This window comes from Arcicella aurantiaca (assembly GCF_003148625.1).
In the GTDB taxonomy this organism is placed as follows: domain Bacteria; phylum Bacteroidota; class Bacteroidia; order Cytophagales; family Spirosomataceae; genus Arcicella; species Arcicella aurantiaca.
Genome location: NZ_QGGO01000013.1, coordinates 102,147 through 118,679 on the forward strand (window position 1 = coordinate 102,147; position 16,533 = coordinate 118,679).

The window sequence follows — 16,533 nt, forward strand, 5'->3', positions numbered from 1 at the left end:
TCGCTAATAATCTTAATAAAATGAAACCCGTCACTGAAAAAGAATCTTTTTTTGCTTACTTAACTGTTTGTAAAAAAACACACCACACATCTGTATTTCCACTATTCTCGGTAATTTTAGCAGTTTTTTTATTTTTTTCGTTGAGTCCTTTTTCGGAAGTTGGGGCAACTAATTTTTCAGTCGCTCAACAACCAACCTCTGCGAAAACAAAAGCAAAACCTGTTAAAAAAGGAAAAGCGAAAACCAAAGGACGCAAACCCAATGCCATCCGAAAAGACACGCTTAGCGATATAGACCCAGCCAACACAAACTCGCCGCTGTATCAAAAAACAAATAATCGTTAAACCTATTTTACTGGTTTAGTTTTTATTGTTTAAAATCAATTATACTTTTTCAAATTAAATTATTCCTTATTAACCCAAATCATGAGAAAATTAATCCTCACCCTTATTTTAGGAATGTGTGTGTGGGCTTCAGGCTTCGCTCAGACTACCTCAGACTTCAATTCAGCCCTCAAATATATCAAAGCTGGTAATACTTTACGTGAAGTAAAACAATATGACCAAGCCGAAGAATACCTTAATAAAGCCCTAAATATTGTAAGAAATAAAGACAAATATTGGGAAGCTGCGGCTTATGAGAACTTAGGTTTTTTGTATCGTGACCAAGAAAATATACTTGAAGCATCTCGTAATTTCAGCAAAGCCATTGACATTTATCGTTCGCTTAAAATGGCAATGAGTGAAAAAGCTCTTATGCAATTGATGGCAGGTTTAAAAGATTCTGAAGAACTTTTTGCAGGTATCGATATTGGCTCAAAAGGCGTAAAATTAAGTATCATCGGTGTTTCGGTTTCTCCTAAAAAAGGATTGACGTACAACTTGAGAAAAAGTATGTCTATCAACACTGAACCAAGTGCATTATCGGCTGCATCAATCAAAGAAACGGCTGCTGCGGTTAGAGATTTAATTGACACGGCAACCGTAAAAAACTCAGTTGTGTCTGACCGTCTTTTTGTAGTTATGAGTAGTGGTTTAAAACAAGCAACTGATAAAGCTCCGGGAAAAGAAGCTGAATTGGTAGCTGCTATTAAAGAAGCTACAAGAAATCCAAATTTGAAAGTGGACGTAGTTTCGTTTGAAGATGAAGCAAAATACGGTGCATTGGCAATGATTGTTCCAGAATTGCACTTATCATCATCAATCATGGATATTGGCGGTGGTAACGTAAAAGGTGGCTATTTATTGAACCGTTCAAAATTTGAAGCAGTTAACTTTCCTTATGGTACAAAAGCATTCGGTAAAATTGTAAAAACAAAATATCCAGATGCTGACATCAAAGGTTATATCGCAGGGGTTGATAACGAAATTGTAGCTGTTCGTGAAGAAATGGCTATCGAAATGAACCGTCGTGTTGGCTTGAAAAACCGTAAAAATGTGTATTTATTGGGCGGTATCGCTTTTGTAATGAACACATTATTACACCCAGAACGTGCCGCAATTATTGGTCGTCCAGTAGAAGTTTCTTTAGATGATGTAAAAAAATTCCGTCAAATGGCAGTGTCAAATTACGAAGAATTAATCAACCCTGATTATGGTAAAATTGCTGACCCAATCGTAAAACAAATTGCGGAAGAAGACGTAAAATTGATTACCACTAAATTGTACAACAACCAAGATATTATTGCGGGAGCAACAATCTTAGAAACAGTAATGAAAGAATACGCTCGTGATGGTGTTCAGAAACGTTTTTACTTCATCAAAGGTGGTGACGTAGCGTGGATTTCGGGATATATCTTCAAAATTATTTCTGACGATTACGCAGTGAAAAAAGAATTGTAATTTCGATGCTCGATAATTGTAAATCGATGTTCGAAATATTGAAAAGCCTTGTGGAAATCACTTCTACAAGGCTTTTACTTTTTAACAACTACATCAGTTATCGAATTTTTCAAGATAGATTCGGAATTAAAGATTGACATTCATAATTTTGCATAAATAAAACCAAAAAATAATGAGAAAGAAAATTGTTGCAGGAAACTGGAAAATGAATAAATCAATGGAAGAAGCCTTGATTTTAGCTTCTGAAGTGGTTCACATGGTTAAGGACGAAGTAAATACTGACGTTCAGGTGATTATTGCACCTCCTGCTTTGTATTTAACAACTTTACAAAAACATACAGAAGCAGTTGCCAACATGGGTATCGCTGCTCAAAACTGTTCAAATAAAGCTTCTGGTGCTTATACTGGTGAAATTTCAGCTTCTATGTTGAAGTCAATCGGAGCAACTCACGTTATTTTGGGACACTCTGAGCGTCGTCAATATTTCAACGAAAGCAACGAAGTTTTGGCTGAAAAAGTAAACATCGTTTTAGAAAATGGTTTAACGCCTATTTTCTGTTGTGGTGAAACATTAGAACAACGTCAAGCAGAAGGTTTCCTTGAATTCGTAGCTTCTCAATTAACAGATAGTCTTTTCCATCTTTCTGCTGAAGAATTTGGTAAAGTAGTTATTGCTTACGAACCAATCTGGGCAATCGGTACAGGTTTGACGGCTTCTTCTCAACAAGCACAAGATATGCACGCTTATTTGAGAGGTCATATCGCTGGAAAATACGGTCAAGAAGTGGCAGATAATACTTCTATTTTATACGGTGGAAGTTGTAATGAGAAAAATGCAGAAGAACTTTTTGCTTGTCCAGATGTTGACGGTGGACTTATCGGTGGAGCTTCATTGAAATCTCGTGAGTTTACAAACATCGCAAAATCATTCTAAGTAACACAGACTTTAGTCTGTAAAGTAAATTCAAAAAAAATAACTGTAATGAAAATCATTACAGTTATTTTTTTTGAATGATAAAGGGTTTGTCACAAGACAAACAATAGACCACTGATTATACTGATTTAACAGATTTTCGCTGATTTTATCTGACTGCGTCCCAGTGTAAATCCGTAAAATCAGTTCAATCTGTGGTCTAAATAGTTTATAGTTTCGTTTTCTTTGACCGTATGCCTACTTTTCTAAGCAACTTCTCTTTGTTCAGCCAACATCGCTTTTTTGTGTTCACAATCCGTTTTGGTACATGAACCATAAAAAATCAATGAATGGTGCATCACATTAAATTGGAGCATCTCTCCTACCATATTTTGAATACCTTGTACACGTGGGTCGCAAAATTCAGTAACATGATGACAATCGGTACAAATTAAATGGTCATGCTGACGACGACCGTATGATTTTTCATACTGAGCCTGATTACGTCCAAATTGATGCTTCGTTACCAAATCACACTCAACCAATACATCAAGCGTATTATAGACCGTTGCACGTGAGACTTGATATTTCTTATTTTTCATTGAAATATATAATTCCTCAACATCAAAGTGGTCATCACGTGAATATATTTCCTCCAAAATAGCAAAGCGTTCGGGGGTTTTACGAAGTCCTTTATTCTCAAGATACGCCGTAAATATTTTTTTAACAGAATCTGAATTTGATTGCATTCTTTGTGGTAATGTTAGCCCGACTCATCACTAATTTGGACTAATTCTATTTTGTATTACAAATTAAATCATTTTTTAATACATAGAGAAATTATTTACTTGAAATACAACAATCAAATCATTTTTCGAGTTCGTTGTTTGGCATCAAGACATACGTAAAATGCTATTGGAAGTAAATATTGAGAAGAATATTTAGAAAGTTGTCTATTTTTAAATTAGTATAAGAAAAGGTAGATTTGTAAAAAGAGAAACCATAAAACAATCAATATGAAACATAAAGCTGTATCAATCAGACCATTTATTGGTGCTAAAAACTTTGAGATTTCACGAAATTTCTATCGGGATTTAGGCTTTGAAGAAGTGATTTTAGGACATAATATGTCTTATTTCAAAACAGAGGATTTGGGCTTTTACTTACAAGACGCTTATGTTAAAGATTGGATTGATAACTCTATGATTTTCTTGGAAGTTGACGATGTTGCTCGTTATTGGGAGGAAATTTCAGCTTTAAAATTAGTGGATAAATACGAAGATGTAAGAATAACGCCCATCCAAAATTATGAGTGGGGACGGGAATGTTTTTTACACGACCCATCTGGAATTTTATAGCATTTTGGAGAGTTTTATAAATAGTCGAAGTTCGTTTTTCGGAACTTGATGTCAGACAATTACCCAACATCAAGTTCCGAAAAACGAACATCAAATCACTATCCTTCTCTTTCTACTTCAATAACACCTTCTACTTGTTCAAGTGAATTAACGAGCGTTTCTAAATGACTGGTATCGCTTACCATTAAAGCTATTTTACCTTCAAAAATACCCTCTTTTACACCAATTGAAAGGTTCTGAATATTTACTTTTAATTCTTGCGAAATAACCCGTGTAACATCACTCATTAAGCCCATACGGTCTGTTCCACGAATAACCAAATGAGCCACAAATGACATTTGCACCTGACTCGTCCAGAAGGCTTTAATAACTCTATCTCCGTGACGAGACAATAATTCGGTAGCGTTTGGACAAGCCGTTCTGTGAATTTTGATACCTTCATTGATTGTTACGAAACCAAAAACATCATCACCTGCAATCGGGTTACAACATTTTGCTAAGGTATAATCTACCTTATCCATGTCTTCGCCAATCAAGATTCCATCTGCATTTTTCTTATCTCCATGCAGTTTTTTGAGTTCCTTTGTAACACTTTTGGTATCCATCAAAGGCTCTTTAATTGCCTTTGCTTCTTGCTTACGTTCGTGTGCTTCTCGGTCTGATTTCCAACGTTTTAACTCATCTAATTGCAAATATCCTTTGCCAAAGCGATAGAATAAATCGTTAGAATCTTTGGCATTAAAATAAGCTCTTAACTGATTGGTAACTTCTAAAGTCAATGGCGTAATGCCAAGCACTTTTAAGCGATGTTCAACCATATCACGCCCCATAATGACGTGTGACTTATTGGCTTCTTTGATATAATCTTTGATACGTGACTTCGCTTTGGTAGTTACCACAAACTGCAACCAATCTTCCGACGGTTTTTGCTTTGGCGAAGTCATACATTCAATAATATCACCCGTTTTGAGTTTATGGCTCAAGGGTACTAAACGGTTATTTACCTTTGCTCCGATACACCTTGCTCCTACTTCGGTATGAATTTCAAAAGCAAAATCTAAAGCGGTTGCTCCGTCTTTCAGAACCACTAATTTACCTTTTGGCGTATAAACAAAAACCTCTTCGTTGTATAAACTACTGCGAATATCGTCCACCAAATCAACGGCAGATTGTGTTTTGTCAGAATTATCTAAAGCTTCTCTAATTTGACTCAACCACGACTCGAAAGCGGTGTTGGTTCGGGTATCATTACCTTTGTATTTCCAGTGAGCGGCAAAACCTTTCTCGGCAATTTCGTCCATTCGTGTACTCCGAATCTGAACTTCTACCCAACGTCCACGCTTTCCAGAACTCATTACAGTTGTGTGCAAGGACTCATAACCGTTTGATTTTGGATTAGAAATCCAGTCTTTCAGACGGTCAGGATTGGGCTTATAATGGTCAGTCACCATTGAATAAACCGCCCAACAAGCCGCTTTTTCCTGTTCAGCTGGTACATTCAAAATAACTCTTACGGCAAAAAGGTCATAAATTTCCTCGAAAGGCGTATTATTCTTTTTGAGTTTATTGTAAATCGAATAAATGGATTTTGGACGACCTTTCACAACGTGTTTAAATCCCATTTCATTCAAATCTTTTTCTATTGGACGAATAAAGTTTTGAATAAATCCTTCACGAGAAGTTTTCGTTTCCTTTAATTTTCGAGCAATGTCTTTGTATGCTTCAGGTTCGGTGTATTTCAAACACAAATCTTCTAATTCAGATTTGATAGCATGAAGACCCAAACGGTGAGCTAATGGAGCATACAAATAAAACGTTTCAGAAGCGATTTTGAGTTGTTTATCTCTTGCCATACTGCCCAACGTCCGCATATTGTGAAGACGGTCGGCGAGTTTAATCAAAATCACTCGAATGTCATCAGAAAGCGTCAAGAGCATTTTACGGAAATTCTCTGCTTGTTGCGAACTTCCATAGTCAAAAACCCCAGAAATTTTGGTGAGTCCGTCAATAATTTTAGCAACATTTTTCCCAAAATAACCTTCAATTTCACTCAATTCGATTTCTGTATCTTCTACCACATCATGCAATAAGGCACACATAATAGAAGTAGCACCCAAACCGATTTCCTCCACGCAAATTTGAGCGACGGCAATGGGATGGTAAATATAGGGTTCGCCAGATTTCCGCCTCATTTCTTTATGGGCATCAGCTGACATCAAAAAGGCTTTCTTTATTAATTTGGCATCATCATCCTGAAGATATGGACGAGCGGTATGAAGTAATTTTCTGTACCGTTTGAGGATTTCCTTTCTTTCCTGTTCTAAATCAATTGCTACGGGTTCCACGGTTTTTGACATTGCATATTATAAATGGTGATTAAACTAAATTAATAGAAACCAAGCACAATGACAAATTAGAATTGAGTTTTTTAAAGGAAAGAAATGCGTAAAAAATCAATGATTTTAGAAACCTTCAACAAAACGCTTAGAATCAAGTGCTTAATTAAAGAGACTCCTAAAATCATTGATTCGAAGGATATTCTATTTAATAACAGGACATTTTATACTTGGGGCAATATGATAAATAATTTTAAAACTCGTTAATAAATACATATCGTTGAGTTTTGAAGAACTATTTCTTACGCCACCAATTGTTCCGTCCAATTCAGGAAAAGTATTCACAGGTGTTAGAGTTGGGTCATTATAAGCAGGATTGACTCTTGTACCATAATAATTACGAATAAATGCCTCACGATTTTTACCCGAATAGGCTGCAATCAACTCATTTTCACGATGTCCCATTGCTGCCGCTAAACTGCTAATAGTTAATAAGTCTGAAGATTTTGCAAAATACCCACCTACATCATCAAGATAGTCTGAAAAAGTATATCTCACGCCAACCTCAAATCCTAAATCAACATTTCTATTAATTTTATATCTAACACCTGCCCCAAACGGAATACTTACGTTTACTAAATTGTATGGTTGGTCGGTATAACCTGTCAATCCCTGACCTTCAGTATTGAGCGGTTGCAAACTTACCCATTCACCTGGATATGCTTCCGTACCTGCATAATCTGCTGGTGCTTTTGCCACAGGATTATGATGAAAAACGGCTATTCCAGTAAATAGATAAGGAATTATTTGCGGACGATTACGATAACTGCGTGACTCTGCAATAATATTATAAATGCCCGAAAATGACAATTCTTTCACATCATTTCTAAAATGGGCATTACGCATATATAACTGTTCAAGTCCTGCGATGCCTTCAAATTTATTATCATCACCAGCAATTCTTGCCCATGTCAAGCCTAATCGACCACTAAAATGTGGACTAAAATGACGAGTATATGCAAAGGCAACATTCCATCTTATATTTTGGATGGTTGATTGTATTGGACGATTATAAGGGGCAAGGTCGCCATAATAAGTTGATGTACCTATCCCAAATGAAATATCCGAATGAGGTTCATATAAACTTTTTCGTTTTGTTCCGTCGCTATTAAATAACTTAGAAAAAAACGATTGTGAAAAACAAGGATTGTAGAGAAAACAAAACATCACAAAGAATAACGGCAACAAACGCCGCCTTTTCTCTTTTATGTGTTTATGGTTTATGTATTTTTTCATTACTATTTTTATGGGTTCTTATTTATAACGTATTGTGGTTAGGATTTATGTTTTTCAATGAGTAATCGGCAAAAATATTTTAGATTCCCATTCGTTTACGCAACTCTGTAATATGAGCGGTATGATGTTTTCCATGCCACGAATACATTCCTGTTACAGTGCGTAAGGCATTCAAATGTTTGGTTTCGGGGTGCATAAATTGACATTCAAATTGTGCGTCAGTCATTGATTTTAATAACATCACCCAACGTTTATGTAATACATCCAGCATCGTTAAAGACCACTCGATTGGGGCATTTTTACCATCTTCTAATTCTGCCCAAAGATGTTCTTCATAGGGTTTAATAGTTGGCGTGTTTTCAGTCAGAGCTAATTTAAAGCGAATAAAAGCATTGGCATGAGAATCCGCTACGTGGTTAACCGTCTGACGAACCGTCCAACCATCTGGACGATATGGTAGCAATAATTGTTCTTCCGTCAAACCTTCTACGGCTTTGCTTAACAATACTGGCAGAGCTTCAATATCAGCAATCCATTGTTTTAATATTTCATTGGTGATAATTTCTGGTTTTTTGAATGTCCCGATTGGGTAGCGTAATTGCTCTAATGTTAGTTCTTGCATGGCTTATTTTTCAATTTTAATACTTATAAATGCTTCAATTTACTATTTTTCAATTCTTAATTTAATACAATTTAATATATATCAAAAATAGACTTAATATTCTGAATTTGTTTTGAGTAAATATGCTCATAAATAACCCTGAGATTATTTTTACAATTTATTCCATGTTAAAAGAAACAAAAAACGACTTTTCTACACAATTATACTTTTTATTAAAATAATACTACAAAACACACGTTGTTTTTGAATGTTTTTAAGAAAAAATTGTATCCTCAAAAAATTTAACAAAAAAACATTTGGACTTATCATTTTATGTATTATTATCGAAGTATCATTTTTCATCAAGACACTAAAGTATTATCAATTCCAAGAGATTCAGAGCGGCTACGCACTCTCTCATAAGTATAAGTTCTTAGTGAAATTAACACTTCTGAGTTAATATTGAAATGTTCTCGTGAAAAATGACAACACAACTTCATCAACAAATAATACCCATTGCAAAAGAATGATTTAAAACCATTCTTTTTTGTTACTAACATTCATTAGTCTGAAAAGACTATCAAAATATTTAATTTTTTGAGATTGTTTTTGGATATTTCCATAAATCCTTTCTTCATTGGAGAAAGGATTTTTTCGTTTAAGCAAATTTCTATGAAATTGGCCAATCAAAAAATAGCCATAAAGTGAAAAAAAAAGTCAAGAAAGTTATATTTTATTTGTGAAATAAAATTATCTTTGTAGCATAATTATGAACAATATAAAAATTCTCATATTTTAAAGTTCAATAATTATTCCAAAAACAATCCTGATTTTTATTTTAACTAAATATTTTTTGAATTTCTAAGTGCATTTACAACTCCTCTCATAATAACTATTTAACCATGATTAAGAAACCTCAACCACAAGTTGAGGTTTTCTTTTTTATTGCCATTCAGTAAACACAGGCATCATTTTTGCTCGTTTTGTGGGGTCACTAAGTAAGTTTTTAAAACCCATAAAAAATCGTATGAAAGTCAAACTATTAATTTGTTTGAGTGCTATCTTCTTGTGCTTTACCCCAACGAAATCTCCTAAATTAAAAATCAAATCTCCGTATAGAAAGCTATTTGTAGGTGCAAAAACCGTCGATTGTACAGGCGAAGGAAAAGGAAAATGTATGATGGTAAAAAACTCCCCAGAAAAGAATTGGGAATATTTTTACGACCAAATAGAAGGCTTCAAACACGAACAAGGCTATGAATATCAGCTACTTATCGAAATTGTGGACGTTCCAGAAGGTTTAGAAGATGGCTCGTTTGTAAAGTATGTTTTGAAAAAAGTAATTAGTAAAAGAGCGATGGAGTCAAATAATATAGCAACCAGTATTATTCCAGTTACGCCAACGCCACCAATTAATAAAAGCAGAGCCACAGAATGGGTTTTAACTGATTTTATTTACAAGAATAACGGTTTGGAAGCTAAAGATTTTGAAGCAACTTTAACGATGGATTTCGCCCAAAAAAAAGTATTTGGTCAAGGTCCTTGCAATCGTTATTTTGGAACATTGAGAGATTTAGATAAAAATCGAGTGCGTTTTGAAAACATCGGTAGCACAAAATCAGCTTGTAATTTGACCGAGAAAGAAAAAGCATTTTTTGAGTTACTACCACTCACCCGAAACTACGTTATTGAGGGCAATAGAATGTTTGTTTATCATGGTTCTGAATTAATCTTGGCATTTAAAAGACGATAAGAAATAATCTTTTCTAAACATCAATCTGTAATTTATTGATTAAACTTACGTTGTTTTTTAATCGATAAACTTAATCAATCATTTATGAAAAGATTTTCAGGAAAAGTAGCACTCGTTAGCGGTGGTGGACGTGGAATTGGACGAGCAATTTGTGTTCGTTTGGCTCAGGAAGGAGCAAATATTGTTTTCAATGGAAGAAAAAATGACGAAAATGTAGCAGAAACGATTCGCCAAGTAAGTGAAACGGGGGCTAAAGTTCATTTCATTCAGTCCGATATTTCAGAAGTTTCAGCAGTTTTTGCCATGGTCGAAGAAACACTTAAAGTGTTTGGTCAATTAGACATTTTAGTCAATAATGCAGGAATTGAAATTAACGCTCCATTTTGGGAAGTAACTGAAAAAGATTACGATTCAGTAATGAATATCAATTTGAAAGGAATGTTTTTCTTAACGCAGGCATTTGTAAAGTACGTAAAGGAAAATAATCGTGCGGGCGTAGTGGTTAATAATAGCTCGGTGCATGAAGAATTGCCCTTCCCGAATTTTACGGCTTATTGTGCCAGCAAAGGCGGAATGCAAATGGTAATGAGAAACTTAGCGGTGGAATTAGCACCTTTGGGAATTAGAATCAACAATGTAGCTCCCGGTGCAATTAAAACGCCCATCAATGCTGACCTTCTGAGTAAACCAGAATTATTATCAACACTTCAAAACAATATTTCGTTGGGTCGTTTGGGAGAACCCGAAGACGTTGCCGCCGTAATAGCATTTTTAGCATCCGACGACGCAAAATATGTTACAGGCTCAACTTATTACGTAGATGGTGGCTTGACTTTTCATTATAAAGAGCAGTAGAGTCTTTAAGAGTTTATGAGTTGAGGGTTTATGAGTTTATGAAGATTTGAGGATTTGAGTCTATGAGGATTTGAGGATTTGAGTTGAGGATTTGAGGATTTGAGTCTATGAGGATTTGAGTTGAGGATTTGAGGATTTGAGTCTATGAGGATTTGAGTTGAGGATTTGAGGATTTGAGGATTTGAGTATCATTGGTAATTTATTCAACTGTGTCAAGTATTTTTAAAAGTGGTCTCATTACCTTGAAATAAGCATTTTTGAAACCAAAAGTAAAAATTGACACAGTTCGATGAAAATACTCATAAACTCAAATCTTCAAATCTTCAAATCCTCATAGACTCATAAACTCAAATCCTCAAATCCTCATAAACTCAAATCTTCAAATCCTCATAAACTCAAATCCTCATAAACTCAAATCCTCATAAACTCAAATCCTCATAAACTCAAATCCTCAAATCTTCAAATCCTCATAAACTCAAATCTTCAAATCCTCATAAACTCAAATCCTCATAAACCCTACTTAACCATAATTCCTTTCTTAATTTCCACTCTATCGGGTAAAATCATGGCTGAGGGATACAATTCTTTTAAGTCGGCATAATATCGCTCGGCATCCATTCTATTCAAAAAATCCCCAATCTTAACTTTATAAATCGGTTGTTGATAACTCAAATACGGGAATATTTCTGGATATTTTTGGTATGTATAAATTTTGGCATCATCAGCCGCTTTTCTGTCATTTCCTACATAAATCTGTATTCTAAAACCATTCGTAAACTTGATGCTTTTATTACGCATCGCAATAGTATCCAAAATAGCATCCAATTTTTTATTTACGTGCAGAGGCATATCCGACAAAGGTGTTTTCGATGCCTGCACAGGTTGTGAAGAATTACTTTGTGAATTTGATTCAGTATCAGTTGAAGATTTAAACTTCGGACGGTATAATGATAAATCTTCATCCGTATTTTTCTTCGGAAAAGATGAGTTAGAAGATTGACTTGTCGTCGAATTATCATTCGTGGTAGCCCCCGAACTATTACCTCCAGAAACTACTTTTGAACTACAAGCACTTGCCAATAGCCATAAAATCAATAAAAAAGCAGGATTATTACGTTGCATAAAATCTAACAGATGGTTATTCTTTCAAAGATACAATTTTTGTTAAAAACTTGAAATACCCTTCACTCATTGTAACTTTGTCCTTGTACATTTTGTGATTACATGAATTGTGATTGAGTGAATATTGGACGAAAATAATCACTCAATCACAATTCAAACAGTCACCATTAAATTATGACGATACTACAAAATATTTCCCTAAAACCTTATAATACTTTCGGATTGGACGCTACGGCTCAATTTTTCGTAGAAATCCAGTCGGTAGAAGAATTGGTGGAAGTGCTACAAAGTCCAGATTTTCAGTCTATCGAAAAGTTATTTTTGGGTGGCGGTAGTAATATGCTTTTGACACAAGATTTTGACGGTTTGGTTATCAAAATTAACATCAAAGGTATTCATAAAAACTTTGAAGACAACACTCATATACACATACAAGCAGGTGCGGGCGAAGTTTGGCACGAATTAGTAATGTATTGTGTTGAGCATCAATACGCTGGCATGGAAAATCTTTCGCTAATTCCTGGAACCGTTGGGGCTGCCCCGATGCAAAATATTGGAGCGTATGGCGTAGAAATCAAAGATATTTTTGAAGAATTACAGGCGTTAAATTTAGAGACTTTAGCAATTGAAACCTTCAAATTAGCTGATTGTCATTTCGGCTACCGTGAAAGTGTTTTCAAGCATGAATTTAAAGGAAAATACGTTATTACATCGGTAACTTTCAAATTGATGAAAGAACCTGTTTTCAAAGTTGGATACGGTGATATTCAAAAAACTTTGGAAGAAATGGGAGTAGTCGAATTGAGTATCAAAGCGGTCAGCGATGCCGTTATCAGCATCCGTAAAAGCAAATTGCCAGACCCTGCTGAAATTGGAAATTCGGGTAGTTTCTTCAAAAATCCAGAAATTCCAAAAACACAATACGATACGCTGAAAGCTCAATTTGAGAATATTCCGAGTTACCCAATCAATGAAAGCACCGTGAAAGTACCCGCAGGTTGGCTTATTGAACAAGCAGGTTGGAAAGGTTTTAGAGACGGACAAATAGGCGTTCATGCACGTCAGGCGTTGGTTTTAGTCAATTATGGTGGCGGAACTGGCGAACAAATCAAAGCGTTATCTCAGAAAGTACAAGCATCTGTTTTTGAGAAATTTGGCATTAAATTATCGGTAGAAGTTAATTTTATATAGAATATCAAATTTTACAATTATGAGAAATACAATCAAAAATGTAGGATTAAATGATGTACAAATTGGTTTATTAAGAATGTTTAATAGACCCATGAGTATCGAAGAATCTGTGGAAATTAGAGATTTATTGTCACAACATTATGCCAATAAATTGTTTGATGAAGTAGATAGAGTCGTTGCAGAAAAAGGTATTACGGAAGCGGATTATGAGAACTTGAGGAATGAACATCAACGTACCAAGATGAAATGAGTAGAATCAGAGTCGTTATTGATACCAATGTATTACGAACAACAAATAAACCGAAATAATTTTGAATTCTTCATTTACGAAGCATTCGCTTTGAAGCAATTTGATTGGGTAGTAAGTACAGAAATATTGGAAGAATATGCTGAAAAATTATGTGAGTTTTATTCAGAACCTACGGCTGATTATGTCCTTGATATGCTCTGCAACGCCAATAATACAATTTTTGCTGAACCATATTATCAATGGGACTTGATAACAATTGACCAAGATGATAACAAATTTTCAAATTTAGCTTTATCAGTCAACGCTCATTGTTTGGTTACGTATGATAAACATTTTGACATCTTCAAAACACTTGACTTTCCTAAACTCAATGTTTTGAACCCTAAACAATTTAAGAGACTTTTAGAATAATATTAAGGTGTTAGGTGTTAGGATTTAGGCATTAGAAAGTTGGTCTTTCAATTCTTAATCCCTAATACCCAACGCCTAACCCCAAAACATGAACATCCCAAAATTAAAAAACTTAGACAAAAATAATTTCTTCCTCATGGCAGGAAGTTGTGCGATTGAAAACCGTGATTTGGCTTTTGAAATTGCTGAAAAAATCAAAGGAATTACTGACCAATTTGGTATTCCATACATTTTTAAAGGTTCATATCGCAAGGCAAATCGTACAAAATTGGATTCTTTTACAGGAATTGGAGACATTACGGCTTTGGAAATCTTGAAAGAAGTGGGAGAATATTACGACTTACCAACAGTTACGGATATTCATGAGTCGCAAGAAGCGGCGATGGCAGCAAAATATGTTGATGTTTTACAAATTCCAGCGTTTTTATGTCGTCAGACGGATTTATTGGCTGCCGCAGCTCAAACGGGGAAAGCTGTTAATATCAAAAAAGGACAATTTATGGCGGGTGTGTCGATGAAATTTGCCGTTGAAAAAGTCCTGCATGAAAACCCAAATGCTCAAGTTTTCTTAACGGATAGAGGAAATTCTTTCGGCTACGGAGATTTAGTAGTTGATTATCGTAACATTCCAGAAATGCAAGCACACGGCGTACCTGTGGTGATGGACTGCACGCACTCGTTGCAAAGACCAAATCAGGGTTCAGGCGTGACGGGCGGAAATCCTCAAATGATTGAAACCATTGCAAAAGCTGCCATTGCAGTTGGTGCGGAAGGTTTATTTATTGAAACTCACCCAAATCCTGCCATTGCAAAATCTGACGGAGCAAATATGTTGCCTTTAGACCAATTGGAAGGACTTTTAGAGAAATTAGTAAAAATTCGTCAAGCAATTATTTAGTAGCACAGGTTTCCAACCTGTGTTTAAAAACTAAAGATAGCTTGGAAACCAATGTCGTTTAGTTAAGAAATTTATTTGGTACAAACTTCCCGAAAGTTTAAAACTTTCGGGAAGTTAATCGGCTTAACTAAACGATATTGGGTTGGAAACCTGTCCTACATTAAACTAAAAATTCGTAAATTGCACGAAAATTCAAGCAAATAGTAAAAATGATTTACCCCATAGTTGCCTACGGAGACCCCGTTTTAAGAAAAGTCGCTGTTGATATTGACAAATCTTTTGATGTAAAAAAACTTGCAGAAGATATGTTTGAAACCATGTACAATGCCAAAGGTGTTGGCTTGGCTGCCCCACAAATCGGACTAAATATTCGTATGTTCGTGGTGGATGGTCGTCCATTTAATGAAGGCGAAGATATGGAAGAACGTGATAAAGACCCTTCATTAGTTGATTTCAAAAAGGTTTTTATCAACGCTGAAATCTTGGAAGAAGATGGTGACGATTGGGGTTTTGAAGAAGGTTGTTTGTCAATCCCAGATATTCGTGAAGACGTGTATCGTCCTGAATTTGTGACGATTAGATATTTTGACGAAGATTGGGTAGAACATACAGAAGAATACGAAGGACTTGCCGCTCGTATCATTCAACATGAATATGACCACATTGATGGAATTCTTTTCACTGACCACTTGAACCCGATAAAAAAGCGAATGTTGAAAAATAAACTCGCAAAAATCACAAAGGGACGAGTTGATGTGGATTATAAAATGAAATTTCCGAAGTAAATTGTACCACGAGTTTTAACGCTCGTGGTTTTTTTATGATAAAAAATTTAATTGCAGGTATTCTTTTTGCCATGTTGTGGGCATCGGCTTCGGCAGCTACAAAAATCGGATTATTATCAGCACAGCCATTTGTTATTGGAAATTTTCGTTTTTTCATTGCAGGAATCTTAATGCTCACTTATGCCTATATTTTCCAGAAAAATAGACTTCCGAAAGGTTCAGAATGGAAACAATTAACCATTTACGGAATCTTAAACGTTAGTATTTATTTAGGCTGTTTTGTTTTAGCGATGAAACACGTTTCAGCGGGAATTGGCAGTTTATCAACTGCTACTAATCCATTATTTATCAGCATTTTATCCGCATTTTGGTTGAGTCGCCCTGTCAAGAAAACAGAAATCTTAGGCTTAATTTTAGGAATTATTGGTGTTGGAACTGCTACATATCCATTGCTCAAAAACAGTTTTGCCGATGTGGAAGGTCTGATTATTTTGGCAATTAGTATGCTTTCATATTCTGTTGGAACGGTGTATTATTCTTCTCAAAAATGGGAACTTCCTATCGTCGTAATTAACGGCTGGCAAGTGCTTTTGGGTGGTTTTATATTACTTCCTGTTACTCTATTTTTTACCGATTGGTCAGCCAATACTTTCGATTTACGTTTTTGGGGTTCAGTCTTTTGGTTGGTAATTCCTGTATCAATTGGTGCAGTTCAATTATGGCTTTATTTATTAAAAATTGACCCTGTAAAAGCATCACTTTGGTTGTTTCTATGTCCTATTTTCGGGTTTATTTATGCTTCATTTATTCTGCACGAACCCATCACAACTTATACATACGTGGGGACTTTACTCGTGATTGCAGGTTTATATTTGGCACAAAGGGAAAAATTCAAAACTTCTTTAAAGTAATTTCAAATTATC

Annotated in this window: 17 protein-coding genes; 12 read left to right on the plus strand and 5 right to left on the minus strand. The window is 35.2% G+C overall.

Annotated elements, in window-relative coordinates:
- The first annotated feature begins 20 nt into the window (after nt 1-20).
- The 3 genes from LV89_RS13400 (at nt 21) to tpiA (ending at nt 2,775) form a co-directional block, all read left to right on the plus strand.
- Nucleotides 21-344, plus strand: a complete 324-nt coding sequence (locus LV89_RS13400; protein ID WP_109743413.1) for a hypothetical protein — start codon at nt 21-23, stop codon at nt 342-344.
- Nucleotides 345-425: 81 nt separating this feature from the next.
- A complete protein-coding gene (locus LV89_RS13405; RefSeq protein WP_109743414.1) occupies nt 426-1,841 on the plus strand; it encodes a tetratricopeptide repeat protein in 1,416 nt (471 codons plus the stop codon).
- Between the two features lie 172 nt (nt 1,842-2,013).
- The gene (tpiA, locus tag LV89_RS13410) at nt 2,014-2,775 is read left to right on the plus strand and encodes a triose-phosphate isomerase (protein ID WP_109743415.1); all 762 of its coding nucleotides are present in this window, start codon (nt 2,014-2,016) and stop codon (nt 2,773-2,775) included.
- A 245-nt stretch (nt 2,776-3,020) separates the two neighbouring features.
- On the opposite strand, the gene LV89_RS13415 is transcribed toward tpiA, so the two are convergent.
- The gene (locus LV89_RS13415) at nt 3,021-3,503 is read right to left on the minus strand and encodes a Fur family transcriptional regulator (protein ID WP_109743416.1); all 483 of its coding nucleotides are present in this window, start codon (nt 3,501-3,503) and stop codon (nt 3,021-3,023) included.
- A 267-nt stretch (nt 3,504-3,770) separates the two neighbouring features.
- On the opposite strand from LV89_RS13415, the gene LV89_RS13420 reads away from it, so the two are divergent.
- On the plus strand, nt 3,771-4,112 hold the full coding sequence (locus LV89_RS13420; protein ID WP_109743417.1) for a VOC family protein: 342 nt from the start codon (nt 3,771-3,773) through the stop codon (nt 4,110-4,112).
- 98 nt (nt 4,113-4,210) lie between these two features.
- On the opposite strand, the gene LV89_RS13425 is transcribed toward LV89_RS13420, so the two are convergent.
- The 3 genes from LV89_RS13425 to LV89_RS13435 form a co-directional block, all read right to left on the minus strand.
- Nucleotides 4,211-6,469, minus strand: coding sequence for a RelA/SpoT family protein (locus LV89_RS13425; RefSeq protein WP_109743418.1), 2,259 nt, complete (start codon nt 6,467-6,469; stop codon nt 4,211-4,213).
- Between the two features lie 183 nt (nt 6,470-6,652).
- Nucleotides 6,653-7,744, minus strand: coding sequence for a DUF6089 family protein (locus LV89_RS13430; protein WP_146199159.1), 1,092 nt, complete (start codon nt 7,742-7,744; stop codon nt 6,653-6,655).
- Nucleotides 7,745-7,823: 79 nt separating this feature from the next.
- Entirely contained in the window at nt 7,824-8,366 is a 543-nt protein-coding gene (locus tag LV89_RS13435; RefSeq protein WP_109743420.1) for a YfiT family bacillithiol transferase, read from the minus strand.
- A 1,006-nt stretch (nt 8,367-9,372) separates the two neighbouring features.
- Here LV89_RS13435 and LV89_RS13440 point away from each other — a divergent pair.
- A complete protein-coding gene (locus LV89_RS13440) occupies nt 9,373-10,098 on the plus strand; it encodes a DUF4377 domain-containing protein (protein ID WP_109743421.1) in 726 nt (241 codons plus the stop codon).
- 84 nt (nt 10,099-10,182) lie between these two features.
- On the plus strand, nt 10,183-10,953 hold the full coding sequence (locus LV89_RS13445) for an SDR family NAD(P)-dependent oxidoreductase (protein WP_109743422.1): 771 nt from the start codon (nt 10,183-10,185) through the stop codon (nt 10,951-10,953).
- A gap of 516 nt (nt 10,954-11,469) precedes the next feature.
- Here LV89_RS13445 and LV89_RS13450 read toward each other — a convergent pair.
- Nucleotides 11,470-12,075, minus strand: a complete 606-nt coding sequence (locus LV89_RS13450; protein ID WP_109743423.1) for an SPOR domain-containing protein — start codon at nt 12,073-12,075, stop codon at nt 11,470-11,472.
- Nucleotides 12,076-12,246: 171 nt separating this feature from the next.
- Here LV89_RS13450 and murB point away from each other — a divergent pair, with 171 nt between their 5' ends.
- The 6 genes from murB to LV89_RS13480 all read left to right on the plus strand — a co-directional run bounded on the left by murB (nt 12,247) and on the right by LV89_RS13480 (nt 16,521).
- Entirely contained in the window at nt 12,247-13,266 is a 1,020-nt protein-coding gene (murB, locus tag LV89_RS13455; protein WP_170117759.1) for a UDP-N-acetylmuramate dehydrogenase, read from the plus strand.
- Between the two features lie 19 nt (nt 13,267-13,285).
- Nucleotides 13,286-13,516, plus strand: a complete 231-nt coding sequence (locus LV89_RS13460; RefSeq protein ID WP_109743425.1) for a DUF8507 family protein — start codon at nt 13,286-13,288, stop codon at nt 13,514-13,516.
- A 27-nt stretch (nt 13,517-13,543) separates the two neighbouring features.
- A complete protein-coding gene (locus LV89_RS13465) occupies nt 13,544-13,927 on the plus strand; it encodes a PIN domain-containing protein (protein WP_109743426.1) in 384 nt (127 codons plus the stop codon).
- A gap of 88 nt (nt 13,928-14,015) precedes the next feature.
- Nucleotides 14,016-14,825, plus strand: a complete 810-nt coding sequence (kdsA, locus tag LV89_RS13470; protein WP_109743427.1) for a 3-deoxy-8-phosphooctulonate synthase — start codon at nt 14,016-14,018, stop codon at nt 14,823-14,825.
- Between the two features lie 209 nt (nt 14,826-15,034).
- A complete protein-coding gene (gene def, locus LV89_RS13475) occupies nt 15,035-15,610 on the plus strand; it encodes a peptide deformylase (RefSeq protein WP_109743428.1) in 576 nt (191 codons plus the stop codon).
- 35 nt (nt 15,611-15,645) lie between these two features.
- Nucleotides 15,646-16,521, plus strand: coding sequence for a DMT family transporter (locus LV89_RS13480; RefSeq protein WP_211321205.1), 876 nt, complete (start codon nt 15,646-15,648; stop codon nt 16,519-16,521).
- Nucleotides 16,522-16,533 lie beyond the last annotated feature (12 nt).

What these genes read in the sequence shown, in the direction of transcription:
- LV89_RS13405 (WP_109743414.1), top strand. Translation starts at nt 426, where the DNA reads ATGAGAAAATTAATCCTCACCCTTATTTTAGGAATGTGTGTGTGGGCT.
- LV89_RS13445 (WP_109743422.1), top strand. Translation starts at nt 10,183, where the DNA reads ATGAAAAGATTTTCAGGAAAAGTAGCACTCGTTAGCGGTGGTGGACGT.
- LV89_RS13415 (WP_109743416.1), bottom strand. Translation starts at nt 3,503, where the DNA reads ATGCAATCAAATTCAGATTCTGTTAAAAAAATATTTACGGCGTATCTT.
- LV89_RS13460 (WP_109743425.1), top strand. Translation starts at nt 13,286, where the DNA reads ATGAGAAATACAATCAAAAATGTAGGATTAAATGATGTACAAATTGGT.
- LV89_RS13430 (WP_146199159.1), bottom strand. Translation starts at nt 7,744, where the DNA reads ATGAAAAAATACATAAACCATAAACACATAAAAGAGAAAAGGCGGCGT.
- LV89_RS13420 (WP_109743417.1), top strand. Translation starts at nt 3,771, where the DNA reads ATGAAACATAAAGCTGTATCAATCAGACCATTTATTGGTGCTAAAAAC.
- LV89_RS13450 (WP_109743423.1), bottom strand. Translation starts at nt 12,075, where the DNA reads ATGCAACGTAATAATCCTGCTTTTTTATTGATTTTATGGCTATTGGCA.
- LV89_RS13465 (WP_109743426.1), top strand. Translation starts at nt 13,544, where the DNA reads ATGTATTACGAACAACAAATAAACCGAAATAATTTTGAATTCTTCATT.
- tpiA (WP_109743415.1), top strand. Translation starts at nt 2,014, where the DNA reads ATGAGAAAGAAAATTGTTGCAGGAAACTGGAAAATGAATAAATCAATG.
- LV89_RS13400 (WP_109743413.1), top strand. Translation starts at nt 21, where the DNA reads ATGAAACCCGTCACTGAAAAAGAATCTTTTTTTGCTTACTTAACTGTT.
- LV89_RS13440 (WP_109743421.1), top strand. Translation starts at nt 9,373, where the DNA reads ATGAAAGTCAAACTATTAATTTGTTTGAGTGCTATCTTCTTGTGCTTT.
- LV89_RS13435 (WP_109743420.1), bottom strand. Translation starts at nt 8,366, where the DNA reads ATGCAAGAACTAACATTAGAGCAATTACGCTACCCAATCGGGACATTC.
- LV89_RS13480 (WP_211321205.1), top strand. Translation starts at nt 15,646, where the DNA reads ATGATAAAAAATTTAATTGCAGGTATTCTTTTTGCCATGTTGTGGGCA.
- LV89_RS13425 (WP_109743418.1), bottom strand. Translation starts at nt 6,469, where the DNA reads ATGTCAAAAACCGTGGAACCCGTAGCAATTGATTTAGAACAGGAAAGA.
- kdsA (WP_109743427.1), top strand. Translation starts at nt 14,016, where the DNA reads ATGAACATCCCAAAATTAAAAAACTTAGACAAAAATAATTTCTTCCTC.
- def (WP_109743428.1), top strand. Translation starts at nt 15,035, where the DNA reads ATGATTTACCCCATAGTTGCCTACGGAGACCCCGTTTTAAGAAAAGTC.